This window comes from Mesorhizobium sp. M0136 (assembly GCF_040322515.1).
Taxonomy (GTDB): domain Bacteria; phylum Pseudomonadota; class Alphaproteobacteria; order Rhizobiales; family Rhizobiaceae; genus Mesorhizobium.
Window position 1 is genome coordinate 216,909 of the sequence record NZ_JAMYTP010000006.1, and the last position, 13,754, is coordinate 230,662.

Below are 13,754 nucleotides of genomic sequence, written 5' to 3' on the forward strand. Positions count from 1 at the left end.
ATGGCACTAAAATAAAGGACAAATTTCCGTCCGGGCATTTGCCGGCCCGAGACTGGACTTGTGGGATCAAAGGAGCTTCCCATGCCGCAGACCGGCACCGTCAAATTCTTCAATCACGCCAAGGGCTTCGGCTTCATCACGCCGGACGACGGGGCAAAGGATGTCTTCGTCCATATTTCGGCCGTGCAGGCGTCGGGTCTTCCCGGTCTTGAGGATGGGCAGAAAGTGACATTCGACACCGAGCCGGACAAGCGCGGCAAGGGTCCGAAAGCCGTCAACCTGTCGATCGGCTGAACCGGCCCTGGACAGAATGGACGCGGGCCGGTCTGGCCTGCGGTGTTTGCCGCACGCTTGAATCGCCCGGTTGGATGAACCCGCCTGGCCAAATTTCGTTCAGCCCCCGTTCAGCCACGGTCCCATATTAATCCTCCTTAAAGCCGGACCGCATCCCCCGACAACGACCCGGGCCGGCACGAAGGAGACCGACATGAACCGAATTTTCAAGACTGCCATCCTGTCCGCCGCGGTCGTTGCGACCACGCTTGCGACCTTGCCCGCGGCCAGTGCCGATGAATGGCGCCATCATCGCCGGCACCACGGCAACGGCGACGCCGTTGCGGCAGGCGTGCTCGGCCTTGCGGCCGGTGCCCTGATCGGCGGTGCGCTCGCCAGCCCGCAGCCCCGCTATTACGACCCGGCCTATGATGATGAATACTACCGGCCTGCCCCGGTGCGTCGTTATTACGTGCAGCCGCGAGTGGCCTATGCCGAAAGCTATGCGGAGCCCTGGACCCGCGGCTGGTACGAATACTGCTCGGACCGCTACCGGAGCTTCAACGCGCGTACCGGCACGTTCACAGGCTATGACGGCGAACAGCATTTCTGCACCGCCAATTAACGGAGGCAGTTTCCTGCCGGAAAAAAGCGCGGTCGCACAGGCCGCGCTTTTTTGTTTCCGGCAAGCGGTTCAGATCAGGAACGGATTGCTCCGCCGCTCCTCACCAAAACGGCCGCCGGGACCGTGGCCGCAGATGAAGCCGATGTCGTCGCCCAACGGCAAAAGCTTCTCCTTGATCGAGGCGATCAGCGCGGCGTGGTCGCCGCCCGGCAGGTCGGTGCGGCCGACCGAACCGCGGAACAGCACGTCGCCGACATGCGCGAACTTCGCCGCCCGGTTATAGTAGACGACGTGGCCGGGTGCGTGGCCCGGACAATGGAGCACCTCGAACACGTGTGAGCCGAACGAAACGGTCTCGCCTTCGGCAAGGAACCGGTCGGGGACACAGTTGCGCACGGGATCGGTGATGCCGTAGCGCTTCGCCTGGTTCTCGAGATTGGCGAGCAGCGGCCGGTCGGCGGCATGCGGGCCGATGATCTCGATACCAAGCGCCTCCTTCAGCTCCATGGCCCCGCCGGCATGGTCGATATGGCCATGCGTGATCCAGATCGCGCCGGCAGTGATCGCATTGTCCTCGAGCGCCGCCAGCACCTCGTCGATGTCGCCGCCCGGATCGATGACAACGCCTTGCCTGTCGTCCATGTCGAAGAGAATGGTGCAGTTCTGCTGGAACGGCGTGACCGGCACAATGCCGGCGTTGAGCTGACCCATATTCGTCCTTTCACGCTGTCGGAGCGCTGCGCGCCCCCCTCGAACGCGTCAGGAAAGCCCTAACCTTTACCCTGATGTAGAGACACACGCGAACGGCGTCCACCGCTCCACAAACGGAAAACGGAATGGGCGGCCGAAGCCGCCCATTTGAAAACTTGAAACGTCAAAGCTTATTTCTTCATCGCGTTCATGACCGCACCGATGATGCCGGTCAGGATGGCGCCGCCGCCGGCACCGCCAACGATATTTGAAATGTTCAACGCGCTGCCTGCCCCTGCCGCCGTGGCCGCGGCTGTCGGATCGACCGCGCCACCCAGCAGACTGTTGAGGATGGCCGCACCGCCGACGCCGCCAACAGCGCCGCCAAGGATTTTGGTAAGCTGCCCCATCGCCGCCGTCTTGATAGCCGCGCCAACCGCCTGACCACCGATGATACCCGTAATCACCTGAATAATGATCGGAAGAAGCGTGTTCATATCCATATTTCCAGTCCCTCCATAGCTGCCAGCCTCCCGGGCCGACCCCATCATGAGACGCCGAATTGTGTGAAAGTCAAATGCAGAAGCGCTTAAATAAAAGGGGCGGCTCGAAAACCGCCCTTACTAGTTAAAAAAGCTGTGACTTTCGTTATTCTGCAGCGATTGCGTGCTTGGGCTGAACGGCCGCAGAATAGTCATTCATCAGCGTCTTGGCGATTTCGCCGACCTCGAATCGGTATGGACCGATCTCCGAAACCGGCGTCACCTCGGCTGCCGTCCCGGTGAGGAAGCACTGCTGGAAGCCTTCAAGCTCTTCCGGCATGATGGCGCGCTCGATCACCTCCACACCGCGGTCCTTGGCAAGGCCGATGACCGTGCGGCGGGTGATGCCGTCGAGGAAGCAATCGGGCTTGGGCGTATGGATCTTGCCGTCCTTGACGAAGAAGATGTTGGCGCCTGTCGCTTCCGCCACCTGGCCCCGCCAGTCGAGCATCATGGCGTCGGCATAGCCCTTGGCCTCAGCGGCATGCTTGGACATGGTGCAGATCATATAGAGGCCGGCCGCCTTCGATTTCGACGGTGCGGTGCGCGGGTCGGGGCGGCGCCATTCGGCCATGTCGAGGCGGATGCCCTTGAGCTTCTGCGCCGGGTCGAAATAGCTCGGCCACTGCCAGATGGCGATGGCGCAGTTGATCCGACTGTTCTGTGCGGAAACGCCCATCTGTTCGCTGCCGCGCCACGCGATCGGCCGGACATAGGCGTCCTGGAAACCTTGCTTCTTCAACAGCGTGCGGCAGGCGTCGTCGATCTCGGCGACCGAGTAGGGTATCTTGAAGCCAAGCAGGCGCGCCGATTCATGCAGGCGTTCGGTGTGGTCGGTCAGCTTGAAAATTTCGCCCCCATAAGCGCGCTCGCCCTCAAATACCGCGCTGGCGTAGTGCAGCCCGTGGGTCAAGACGTGGATCTTGGCGTCGGCCCATTTGACGAATTGGCCGTTCATCCAGATAAAGCCGTCCAGTTGATCGAAGGGAACGGATGCCATGGTAACCTCCCGCGGGCGGCAGCCCGCACAGTGTCGTTGCGTGTTTCGCCTCGGCCGCTGCGGGCGGCCATTGTCTCAAAGCGTAGGCGGATATTTAAGGTCTGGCAAACTTAGGAAGTTCCGGAAAAAACGGCTTCGCTTGCCTTTTCGTTCGCAATCCGCCGAAAAGCTTGCCAAAAATTACCATCGCGTGGAAAATACGTCAATAGTGCTGACATAATTTCTGCTTCACACGGAGAAAAGATGACGAGCCACGCAGCCGCAGAGCCGATCAGGACGGCGATCACCGACGAGGACGGCATCGATTTCGCCATCATCGAGTTGTTCTTCTTCGCCTATCGCGACTTTACCTCCGATCCGGACCAGATCCTGGCCGATTACGGTTTTGGCCGCGCCCATCATCGGGTGTTGCATTTCGTCAATCGCCGGCCCGGCCTGACGGTCGCCGAGCTCCTCGACGTGCTCAAGATCACCAAGCAGAGCCTGGCGCGCGTGCTCAAGCAACTGATTGACACCGACCATATCGTGCAATTGCAGGGCCCCCGCGACCGCCGCCAGCGCGAGCTTTATCCGACGGCCAAGGGCCGTGCGCTGGCGCTGGCGCTGGCGCGGCCACAGTCGCGCCGCATCCATGCTGCATTGGAAGATTCCGGAGCCACCGAACGCGCCGTTATCGAACGGTTCCTTGAAGCGATGGTCAATCCGGAACTAAGGGCGCAGATCGACATTGTGCCCGCAAAGATGTCAGGGAAAAGCCATGGAGACCATTGAGAGGGTTGATCATCCGACAGCACCGGAAGACGACGCGCCGCATCTGCTGGTGGTCGACGACGACACCCGTATCCGCAATCTTCTGAAACAGTATCTCACCGAAAACGGCTTTCGCGTCACCGTCGCCGGAAATTCCGGCGAGGCGCGGCGCAAGCTGGCCGGCCTCGACTTCGATCTGATCGTGCTCGATGTCATGATGCCGGGTGAAAGCGGCGTCGATCTCACCAAGGCGCTGCGGGCGGAGAAAAACGTACCGATCCTGATGCTCACCGCACTGTCCGAAACCGACAGCCGGATCACCGGGCTCGAGGCCGGCGCCGACGACTATCTGCCTAAACCGTTCGACCCGCGTGAGCTGATCCTGCGTATCAACAATATCCTGCGCCGCGGCGGCCCCGCGACGACGCCCAAGGTCGAACAGCTGGTCTTCGGTCCCTATACGTTCCAGATCGCCAGGCGTGAGCTGAAGCGCGGCGGAGAGGCGCTCAAGCTGACCGACCGCGAGCAGGAAATCCTGGCGATCTTCGCTGCCCGTGCCGGCGAGACGATACCGCGGCATGAGCTTGTCGGCGACGAATCCGAGGTCGGCGAGCGCACGATCGACGTCCAGATCAACCGGCTGCGCCGCAAGATCGAACGCGATCCGTCCAATCCGGTCTGGCTGCAGACCGTGCGCGGTATTGGGTATCGGCTCAGCGTGGAATAGAATGCTGCCGACAGCGGCCCTTTGCCGGGTCCCGGTGAGCGAAAAGACGAATGGCGACCACGCAACTCGAACGGCCGGGAGATGGCGGCTTCAGCGCCCGCGCGACGCGGGCGCTGAAGGCCGTGCCGCGCGCCTGGAACCGTTTCTGGCGCCTGGTGTCGCTTTACATGCCGAAGCGGCTCTATGCCCGCTCGCTGATCATCGTCATAGCGCCAATGATCATGCTGCAGTCGGTCGTCGCCTTTGTCTTCATGGAGCGCCATTGGCAGACCGTGACGCAACGCCTGTCACAGGCCACGGTGCGCGACATCGCCGCCATCATCGACCTGATAGAGACCTATCCGCATGACGCCGACTACGCGAACGTCATCCGTATCGCCCAGGATCGCATGCAGCTGAAGGTCGACCTCCTCCCCCCCGACCCGTTGCCGCCACCCGGGCCAAAGCCGTTCTTCTCGATCCTCGACGAGATCCTTTCGTCCGAGATCACCCGCCAGATCAACCGTCCGTTCTGGATCGATACGGTCGGCAATTCCAATATCGTCGAAGTCCGCGTCCAGCTTGAGAACAAGGTGCTGCGGGTCTTCGTGCGCCGCAGCCAGGCCTATGCGTCGAACACCCATATTTTCCTGATCTGGATGGTCGGCACCTCGCTGGTGCTGCTGATGATCGCCATTCCCTTCCTGCGCAACCAGATCCGGCCGATTCTGACGCTGGCCGAGGCGGCCGAGAGCTTTGGCAAAGGCCGGCCGATGCCGCGCGATTTTCGCCCGCGCGGCGCCGAGGAAGTCCGCCGCGCCGGCTTTGCCTTCATCCAGATGCGCGAACGCATCGAACGCCAGCTCGAGCAGCGCACCGCCATGCTGAGCGGCGTCAGCCACGATCTGAGGACCATCCTCACCCGCTTCAAGCTGCAATTGGCACTGGCCGGGACCAAGGCGGCCGACACCCAGGCACTCGACCAGGACATCGACGACATGCAGTCGATGCTGGAAGGTTACCTTGCCTTTGCACGCGGCGAAGCATCGGAAGATGCCGGCCGGTTCGACCTCGAAGCCTTCTTCGACAAGCTTCGCGAGGAAGCCGCGCTGCGCAAGCGCAAGCTGTCGACCGTACTTGCCGGCGATCCGCACGTCCACGTGCGCCCCAATGCCTTTGCCCGGCTGCTCTCCAATGTCGTCGGCAATGCATTCCGCTATGCCAAGACGGTGGAGATCAACGCCAATCATGGACGCGGTTCGCTGCTCGTCACCATCGACGATGACGGTCCGGGCATTCCGCCCGAAAAGCGGGAGGATGTATTCAAGCCGTTCGTGCGGCTCGACGAGGCCCGCAACCTCGACGCCAGCGGCACCGGCCTTGGCCTCTCCATCGCACGCGACATTGCCCGCAGCCATGGCGGCGACATCGTCCTCGAACGCAGCCCGCTCGGCGGCTTGCGGGCGGTGATCAAGGTTCCGGCTTGACGGCAGCGAGACCCGGCCTTCATTCGCCCGTCATGAAACCATGGTGAAGAGCGCCAATGAAGCGCGCGATTCTGATTGATTCGGCCCTGCGGCCTCATTTCGACCCCGCGCCTGCCCGGGTGCGCCGGTGCGACACCAGAGCTGCGGCGTGGTCGCCGCTCAGGCATCGCGGCAAGCCAATCAAGCTTGCCGCCAAGGGACCGCCATGCGCATCCTGATGGTCACCGACGCCTGGCGCCCGCAAGTGAACGGCGTCGTCCACACGCTGGAGCGCCTCTCGGAGACCCTGAAATCCTTCGACGTCGAGACGGATTTCCTGACGCCCAACATCTTTCGCACCCTGCCTCTGCCGACCTATCCCGATATCAGGCTGGCGCTGACGACGCCGCACCGCGTGGCGCGGCTGATCGAGGCACGCAAGGTGGACCACATCCATATCGTCACCGAAGGACCGCTCGGCATTATGGCCCGGCGCTACTGCCGCAACGCCGGCCGCCCGTTCACGACCAGCTATCACACACGTTTTCCTGAATATCTGAGCGCGCGCCTGCCGGTGCCTGAAGCATGGGCCTATCGCTGGCTGCGCGATTTCCATAATTCAGGACAGGGCACGCTGGTCGCCACCCAGTCGCTTGCCGACGATCTTGCGGGGCGCGGCTTCACCAAGCTCCGGCCGTGGACGCGCGGCGTCGACACCGATCATTTTCGGCCGGATAAAAGAAAGGACCTGGGATTTCCCGGACCGATCTTCCTCTGCGTCGGCCGCGTCGCGATCGAAAAGAACCTGCCGGCCTTTCTCGACCTCGACCTGCCGGGCAGCAAGGTGGTCGTAGGCGAAGGGCCGGAATTGGCGAAGCTGAAGGTCAGATATCCCGATGCCCATTTCCTCGGCCATCGCCCGAACGACGAACTGGCCGAGATCTACGCCTCGGCCGATGCCTTCGTCTTCCCCAGCCGCACCGACACATTCGGCAACGTCATCATCGAGGCGCTGGCCAGTGGCACGCCGGTCGCAGCCTATCCCGTCACCGGACCGATCGACATCGTCGGAGACGGCATCGGCGGCGCGGTATCGGACGACCTGCGGCAAGCAGCGCTCGCCGCCCTTCACGTCGACCGCGCCGAGGCGCGGCAACGCGCGATGCGCTACAGCTGGAAGGCCTGCGCGGAAATGTTCATGGAAACGGTTGAAGAGGCGCTGGGCACCACGCGTAAACTGGCTGCGTGAGCAACAGCGCAGCTAGAACAACCTGCCTCCGTCCGGCACCTTGCGCTCGATCGCGCCAAGCACGACGGCGCCCTCTTCATCGGGAAAGCCTAGCGTCAGCACTTCCGACATGAATGGCCCGATCTGGCGCGGCGGGAAATTGACTACAGCGAACACCTGCCGGCCGATCAGGGTTTCAGGCGTATAGTATTTTGTGATCTGGGCCGAGGATTTCTTCACCCCGATCTCGGGACCAAAATCGATTTTCAACTTGATCGCCGGCTTGCGCGCCTCGGGAAAAGGCTCGGCCTCTACGATCGTGCCGGCGCGGATGTCGATACGGTCGAAATCGGCAAAGCTGATCTCGGGTTTTCGCGTGTTGCTCGAACTCATCGACGGTCAGGCGTTTCCGTAGGTTTCGAACAGCACGCCGGCCAACGCATCCTTGGCCGAAGTCCCCGACCAGACGACGAACTGGAACGCCTGGAAATAGCATTCGCAGGCTTCCAGCGCCGACGACAGCAGCACCTCGACCTGCTGGCTTGACGGCTCGACCCCACCGGCCAGCAGCAGCGACTGGCGGAACATGATGGCGCCTTCCTGCTCCCAGAGATCGAAATGGCCAAACAGCATCTGCTCGTTGATCAGCGAAAGCAGCCGCATCACCTCGAGCGCGCGCGCCTCCGGGACTTTGATGTCAAAGGCGCAGGCCAGGTGCAGCGCCTCGTAGTCCTCCATCCAGGAGAATGAAACGTGGTAGTCGGTCCAGCTCCCGGCAACCGAAATCGAGATCTCGTCGTCGCCGGCCCGTTCGAAGGACCAGTCGTTATTGTGCGCCACCTGCTCGATAACATCCACCGGATGGATTTCGCGGGAGAATTCGAGTTCGAGAAGTTCCATGAAATGCTTCCTGTCGTTCTGGGAGCGCCACCACACGCTCCGCGGGAGAGGCACACTCGAACAATTCTGCCTTGAACTCGGACGGCCAGGACTTCGTCAACGCAAAGACCCCGGACCGGACCCCACCGCCCGGCGCACGACCCTGCTCCGAATCATGCAACAAATTCAGTCTATTGATCGGGAGTCGCGTGACCAGCCAAATTTTTCGCACTGCGTCATTCGCATGTGGAAAGGCGCTGTCACAAAGATTCACGCAGTCCCGGTAAGCGATTCACGACAAAGCGCTTTTTGCGATCCGGCTTTGTGGAAAAGTTTAACGATTTATTTCTGATTATTTTTTTGCACGCGGCTTTGCCGCAGCCGCAGGCGCTGCTTGACCGGTCAATTCGGCAAGCCTGGCCTCGAGCGCCTCGATGCGAGCGGCGAGGCGGATGTTTTCTTCCCTGGCCTTCGCCGCCATGTCGCGAGCGGCGTCGAATTCCTCGCGCTGCACCACGTCCATGGAGTTGAGTATGCGCTCGGCCTGGCCCCTGAAGGCGGTCTCCACCTCGCGCCGCACGCCTTGCGCGGCACCGGCTGCGTCGGTCATCAGCTTGGCGAATTCATCGAGAATGCGGTTCGGTCCGGTCGCCATGGCAAATCCTCGCTTGGTTGAATTGACGTAGTGGCGCACGATTCGGAATGCAAGCATATGCTTGCCTTGACCGCGCCAAAAGCCTGCCGCATGGTCCGCGCCCGAACCTGATTGGGAACCTGGAGACCCTGTTGAGCGAATATTTGCTGCCACTGGCCGCCCTGCCCTTTCCCAATATCGACCCGGTCATCATCCGGATCGGACCACTGGCGGTGCATTGGTACGGCGTCGGCTATATCGTCGGCATTCTGTTCGCCTGGTGGTATGCCAAGCGCCTCGTCACCAACCCAAAACTGTGGCCCGACGGCACCCTGCCGATGAAGCCCGTCGACCTCGACGACTTCATCGTCTGGGCAGCCATCGGTGTGGTGCTCGGCGGACGCACCGGCTACGTGCTGTTCTACGACCTGCCGCGCTACATTGCCAATCCGCTCGATATCGTCGCCGTCTGGCAGGGCGGCATGTCGTTTCATGGCGGCCTGCTCGGCGTCATTCTCGCCATGACGCTGTTTTCCTGGTCTCGCGGCATCCGCACATGGTCGCTGTTCGACGTGGTTGCCGCCGGCGTGCCGGTAGGGCTTGGCCTCGTTCGCCTGGCAAACTTCATCAATTCCGAACTATGGGGCCGGCCGACCGACGTGCCATGGGCATTCGAATTCCCCAATGGCGGCCCATTTGCACGCCATCCGAGCCAGATCTATGAGGCGCTGCTCGAAGGCTTGGTGCTGTTCCTGGTCCTGCGCTTCCTCACCCATTCCAGGCTCAAGCTGAAGACGCCGCGCTTCGTCGGCGGCGCCTTCATCGCCGGCTATGGCGCCTCGCGCATCTTCGTCGAATTCTTTCGCGAGCCCGACCAGCAGCTTGGCTACCTCCTTGGCACGAGTTGGCTGACCATGGGAATGGTGCTGTCACTGCCGATGGTGCTGGCCGGCATCTGGGCGATGGCTACAGCCAAGCCGGTGACAAAACCGCAGCCGGCATGACGCGGCTGAAGACCCGCATCGCCGAGCTGATCGGTGCGGTGGGACCGATCCCCATCAGCGAATACATGGCGCTCTGCCTGTTCGACCCGCAGCACGGCTATTATACGACACGCGAGCCGTTTGGCGCCGCCGGCGACTTCGTCACCGCGCCGGAGATCAGCCAGATGTTTGGCGAGCTGGTCACTGTCTGGCTCTACCAGGCATGGCTGGCGATCGGCCGGCCGACGCCGGTCGCCATCGCCGAAATCGGCCCCGGCCGCGGCACGCTGATGAGAGATATGCTGCGCACGCTTTCGCGGCTCGATCCGACGCTTACCGCCAGCGCATCGTTCGCCTTGATCGAGACCAGTCCGCGGTTGACCGAGGTCCAGAAACGGACGCTTGCCGGGACGTCGGCCACCATCGCCTGGCATGAGGCCGTCGAGACGCTGCCGCAGGGGCCGCTTCTGATTGTTGGTAACGAGCTGTTTGACGCGGTGCCCATCCGGCAGTTCGTCCGCGCTGGAGCCGGCTGGCGCGAACGGATGATCGGTCTCGACGATGCGAACCGGCTGCGCTTTTTCGTCGGCGCCGGCTCGCTCGACCCGATGCTGCTGCCGGAGGGTGCCGAGAATGCGCCGCAAGGTGCCATCGTCGAGGTGGCGCCAGCCCGCGCTGCCCTTATGGCGGCAATCGCCGGGCGACTTGCCGGATTTGGCGGCGCCGGCCTTTTTCTCGACTACGGTCACCTCCAGCCCGGGATCGGCGACACCTTGCAGGCCTTGCGCAAGCACGGTCATGAGGACGTGCTGGCCAATCCGGGGCAGGCCGATCTCACCGCCCATGTCGATTTCGCCGCCCTCGCGGCCACCGTTCGGGCACACGGCCTCGATGCCCACCTCTTCATGCAAGGTGAATTCCTGCTCAAGATGGGGCTTCTCGAACGGGCTGGCCGGCTTGGCGCCAATGCCGATGAGGCAGCTCGCGAAAAGATCGCGGCCGACGTCGAGCGCCTCGCCGGCCCCCAGGCCATGGGCGAACTCTTCAAGGTGCTTGCTGTCCTCCCCGCCGGCATTGCGGTTCCGCCGTTTCCAAGCACGGATTGACTTTTCGCTGCCGCCTCTCTCACTCTCCCGTCTCCGACTAGCGCCCGACATCAACTGCGCCGGCCTTCAACCGACCAGCCTTCAACTGCGCCCCTTCAACTCGCTTGACGAAATCGCTCATACGGACAACAAAGCCGCCATGCTGAATCAGACCAAACCGGATCCCGTTCGGTCGCCCTTGCTGGAAACGGCGCAAGGCATCCGCCACGGCTACTTCACGCGAGTCGGCGGCATTTCCAGCGGCATCTACCGGGGCCTCAACATCGGCACCGGCTCGAACGACGACCAGACGCTGGTGCGCGAAAATCGCCGCCGGGTCGCCGAATGGATGGGCGTGCCTGCAAACCATCTGCTGACCGCTCACCAGGTTCATTCGCCGGACGTCGTCATTGCCAGGGAGCCTTTTGCCGGCGAGCGGCCCAAGGCCGACGCCATTGTCACCGACCGGCCGGGCATTGCCGTCGGTGCCTCGACCGCCGACTGCGGACCGGTCCTCTTCGCCGACGCCGGGGCGCGCATTATCGGCGCCGCCCATGCCGGCTGGAAAGGCGCTTTTACCGGAGTGCTGGAAAACACCATCGCGGCAATGGAAAGCCTCGGCGCCCGGCGCGACCGCATCGTCGCAGTGCTCGGTCCTTCGATCGGCCCACGGAATTACGAAGTCGGACCGGAATTCGTCGCCCGTTTCGTCGACGCCGATGCCGGCAATGCTCGCTATTTCGCGCCCTCCGCAAATGCCGGACACGCGATGTTCGATCTCAACCGCTACACGGTCGACCGGCTGACCAAGGCTGGCGTCAACGCCGAAGGACTTGGCCGCTGCACCTATGCCGAGGAAGAGCTTTTCTACTCCTATCGGCGCAGCACGCATCGCAACGAGCCCGACTACGGGCGGCAGGTTTCGGCAATCGTTTTGGAGGCTGACTGATGGCGCTGCATTTCGAACGCTCGGAATTCGACGCGCGGCGCGATCGACTGATGATAGAGATCGCCGAAAAGAAGCTCGACGCCGTCCTGCTGTTCGCCCAGGAAAGCATGTATTGGCTAACCGGCTACGACACCTTCGGCTTCTGCTTTTTCCAGTGCCTGGTGGTCAAGGCCGACGGCTCGATGGTGCTGCTGACGCGTTCGGCCGACTTGCGCCAGGCGCGCCACACCTCGATCATCGACAACATCGTTTTGTGGACGGACCGCAACGGCGCCAATCCGGCGGTCGACCTGCGCAATCTGCTCAACGAACTCGACCTGCTCGGCGCCCGCATCGGCGTCGAATACGACACCCACGGCCTGACGGCCTATAATGGCCGGCGCCTCGACGAGCAGTTGCAGACCTTCGGGCAGATCGCGGATGCCTCCGGCATTGTCAGTCGGCTACGGCTGTTCAAGAGCCCGGCAGAAATCGCCAAGGCGGAAAAAGCCGCAAATCTGGCCGACGACGCGCTGGACGCAGCACTGCCGCTGATCAAGCAGGGCGGCGATGAGGCGCTGATCCTCGCGGCCATGCAAGGTGCGATCTTTGCCGGCGGCGGCGATTATCCGGCCAACGAGTTCATCATCGGCTCCGGCGTCGACGCCCTGCTTTGCCGCTACAAGGCCGGTCGCCGCAAGCTCACCAAGAACGACCAGCTGACGCTCGAATGGGCTGGTGTCTTCCACCACTACCATGCGGCAATGATGCGCACGGTGTTGACTGGCAAGGTATCGAAACGCCACCAGGAATTGTTCGATGCCGCCCGCGCCGCGCTACTTGCAGTCGAGAAGGCGATGACGCCCGGTAATACGTTCGGCGACGTGTTCGACGCCCATGCCCGCACCCTCGAAGCCCACAATTTGACCAAGCACCGGCTCAATGCCTGCGGCTATTCGCTCGGCGCCCGCTTCACCCCGTCCTGGATGGACATGCCGATGTTCTATCAGGGTAATCCCGAACCGATTGCGCCGAACATGACGCTGTTCGCCCATATGATCATCATGGACTCCGAAACCGAAACCGCGATGACGCTTGGCCGCACCTATCTGACCACCGAATCCCAGCCGAAGCCGCTGTCCCGCCATGATCTCGACTTGATCGTGCAGTGAATCCATAATGGAAAGAGTGTGAGGGGCGTTCGTCGCCAAGGAGTTTTCAGACCAATGAGACGATCGCATGTGACGACCGTGTCATTGCTCGTGGCGCTGGCGCTGGCGGCCTGCACCAATGCGAAGGACGTTCTCGAACCGTCGGCCATTGCCCCGCAATCGACACAATCGCTCTCCGGAGCCGGAAGTGCCGCAACGCCCCCCGCAACTCCGGCTCGGCCTGCCGGCACCGCGCAAACTGCAGATACAGCGCAGCCTTCGGCTGCAGTAGCCGTGCCGCCCGCCAAAAGCGCGGCTGCCATTGCGCGGACCCGGCTGCAGGTGGCGCCGATCGTCGGCGCCTCGGTAGAAGCCGCGACACCGCTGACCGCCGAGCTTCAGACACGCGCCAGGCAGCGCGGCATCACCTTGGCCGGCAGCACCGACCAGACCCCAACGCATGTGCTCAAGGGCTATTTCTCGACCATGACGGAAGGCAAGGACACCACCGTCATCTACGTCTGGGACATCTATGACCCGGCCGGCAACCGGCTGCATCGCATCAACGGCCAGCAGAAGGCGCCCTCTGTCGGCGGCGGCGAAGGCTGGGCGGCGGTCGCCCCGGCGACCATGCAGGCAATTGCCGACCAGACAATCGACCAGTTCGCCACCTGGCTTGGCGGCGGCGCCGGCTGATCTGGAGCATGATTTCCGAAAAGTGAATCCGGTTTTCGGAAAAGACCATGCTCAGACTGAAAGATAGAGCTATCCCCGAATTCGGTCGGCATCGAAGTGGACCTATCGCCGCATCGTC

Annotated in this window: 17 protein-coding genes; 11 read left to right on the top strand and 6 right to left on the bottom strand. The window is 62.6% G+C overall.

Annotation, left to right across the window (positions count from 1 at the left end; all coding sequences use genetic code 11):
• Positions 1-81: 81 nt before the first annotated feature.
• Both NKJ35_RS09810 and NKJ35_RS09815 read left to right on the top strand, forming a co-directional pair.
• Positions 82-294: a cold-shock protein gene (locus NKJ35_RS09810; protein WP_006202521.1), complete on the top strand. Its 213-nt coding sequence runs from the start codon at positions 82-84 to the stop codon at positions 292-294.
• A gap of 193 nt (positions 295-487) precedes the next feature.
• Positions 488-898, top strand: a complete 411-nt coding sequence (locus NKJ35_RS09815; protein ID WP_254819204.1) for a BA14K family protein — start codon at positions 488-490, stop codon at positions 896-898.
• Between the two features lie 69 nt (positions 899-967).
• Here NKJ35_RS09815 and NKJ35_RS09820 read toward each other — a convergent pair whose 3' ends face one another.
• The 3 genes from NKJ35_RS09820 to NKJ35_RS09830 all read right to left on the bottom strand — a co-directional run bounded on the left by NKJ35_RS09820 (position 968) and on the right by NKJ35_RS09830 (position 3,130).
• On the bottom strand, positions 968-1,609 hold the full coding sequence (locus NKJ35_RS09820; RefSeq protein ID WP_352646574.1) for an MBL fold metallo-hydrolase: 642 nt from the start codon (positions 1,607-1,609) through the stop codon (positions 968-970).
• 170 nt (positions 1,610-1,779) lie between these two features.
• Entirely contained in the window at positions 1,780-2,091 is a 312-nt protein-coding gene (locus tag NKJ35_RS09825; RefSeq protein ID WP_254819202.1) for a hypothetical protein, read from the bottom strand.
• A gap of 145 nt (positions 2,092-2,236) precedes the next feature.
• On the bottom strand, positions 2,237-3,130 hold the full coding sequence (locus NKJ35_RS09830; RefSeq protein ID WP_352508120.1) for a branched-chain amino acid aminotransferase: 894 nt from the start codon (positions 3,128-3,130) through the stop codon (positions 2,237-2,239).
• 243 nt (positions 3,131-3,373) lie between these two features.
• On the opposite strand from NKJ35_RS09830, the gene NKJ35_RS09835 reads away from it, so the two are divergent.
• The 4 genes from NKJ35_RS09835 to NKJ35_RS09850 all read left to right on the top strand — a co-directional run bounded on the left by NKJ35_RS09835 (position 3,374) and on the right by NKJ35_RS09850 (position 7,301).
• Positions 3,374-3,901 carry a MarR family winged helix-turn-helix transcriptional regulator gene (locus NKJ35_RS09835; RefSeq protein WP_023719182.1) on the top strand — a complete coding sequence of 176 codons (528 nt, stop codon included), beginning with the start codon at positions 3,374-3,376 and terminating at the stop codon, positions 3,899-3,901.
• On the top strand, positions 3,888-4,607 hold the full coding sequence (locus tag NKJ35_RS09840; RefSeq protein WP_023678415.1) for a response regulator: 720 nt from the start codon (positions 3,888-3,890) through the stop codon (positions 4,605-4,607). The genes NKJ35_RS09835 and NKJ35_RS09840 overlap by 14 nt, the downstream gene beginning before the upstream one ends.
• Before the next feature lie 50 nt (positions 4,608-4,657).
• A complete protein-coding gene (locus tag NKJ35_RS09845) occupies positions 4,658-6,073 on the top strand; it encodes an ATP-binding protein (RefSeq protein ID WP_352646575.1) in 1,416 nt (471 codons plus the stop codon).
• Positions 6,074-6,278: 205 nt separating this feature from the next.
• Positions 6,279-7,301 (top strand): glycosyltransferase family 4 protein, encoded by a 1,023-nt coding sequence (locus tag NKJ35_RS09850; RefSeq protein ID WP_352646577.1) that lies wholly within the window; start codon positions 6,279-6,281, stop codon positions 7,299-7,301.
• 12 nt (positions 7,302-7,313) lie between these two features.
• Here the strand turns inward: NKJ35_RS09850 and NKJ35_RS09855 are convergent, their stop codons facing one another.
• The 3 genes from NKJ35_RS09855 to NKJ35_RS09865 form a co-directional block, all read right to left on the bottom strand.
• A complete protein-coding gene (locus NKJ35_RS09855) occupies positions 7,314-7,673 on the bottom strand; it encodes a tRNA-binding protein (RefSeq protein ID WP_352477950.1) in 360 nt (119 codons plus the stop codon).
• 6 nt (positions 7,674-7,679) lie between these two features.
• The gene (locus NKJ35_RS09860) at positions 7,680-8,180 is read right to left on the bottom strand and encodes a type III secretion system chaperone family protein (RefSeq protein WP_023678420.1); all 501 of its coding nucleotides are present in this window, start codon (positions 8,178-8,180) and stop codon (positions 7,680-7,682) included.
• A 331-nt stretch (positions 8,181-8,511) separates the two neighbouring features.
• Positions 8,512-8,814, bottom strand: coding sequence for an accessory factor UbiK family protein (locus NKJ35_RS09865; protein WP_254819274.1), 303 nt, complete (start codon positions 8,812-8,814; stop codon positions 8,512-8,514).
• A 131-nt stretch (positions 8,815-8,945) separates the two neighbouring features.
• Between NKJ35_RS09865 and lgt the strand changes: the two genes are divergently transcribed.
• The 5 genes from lgt (at position 8,946) to NKJ35_RS09890 (ending at position 13,636) form a co-directional block, all read left to right on the top strand.
• Complete coding sequence (lgt, locus tag NKJ35_RS09870) at positions 8,946-9,797, top strand: prolipoprotein diacylglyceryl transferase (RefSeq protein WP_352646579.1); 852 nt, start codon at positions 8,946-8,948, stop codon at positions 9,795-9,797.
• Positions 9,794-10,882, top strand: a complete 1,089-nt coding sequence (locus NKJ35_RS09875; RefSeq protein ID WP_352646581.1) for a class I SAM-dependent methyltransferase — start codon at positions 9,794-9,796, stop codon at positions 10,880-10,882. Before lgt ends, NKJ35_RS09875 begins: the two co-directional genes overlap by 4 nt.
• 139 nt (positions 10,883-11,021) lie before the next feature.
• The gene (gene pgeF, locus NKJ35_RS09880; protein ID WP_352646582.1) at positions 11,022-11,810 is read left to right on the top strand and encodes a peptidoglycan editing factor PgeF; all 789 of its coding nucleotides are present in this window, start codon (positions 11,022-11,024) and stop codon (positions 11,808-11,810) included.
• Complete coding sequence (locus NKJ35_RS09885) at positions 11,810-12,961, top strand: M24 family metallopeptidase (RefSeq protein WP_023678425.1); 1,152 nt, start codon at positions 11,810-11,812, stop codon at positions 12,959-12,961. The genes pgeF and NKJ35_RS09885 overlap by 1 nt, the downstream gene beginning before the upstream one ends.
• 54 nt (positions 12,962-13,015) lie before the next feature.
• Positions 13,016-13,636 carry a hypothetical protein gene (locus tag NKJ35_RS09890; protein WP_352508129.1) on the top strand — a complete coding sequence of 207 codons (621 nt, stop codon included), beginning with the start codon at positions 13,016-13,018 and terminating at the stop codon, positions 13,634-13,636.
• Positions 13,637-13,754: the final 118 nt, after the last annotated feature.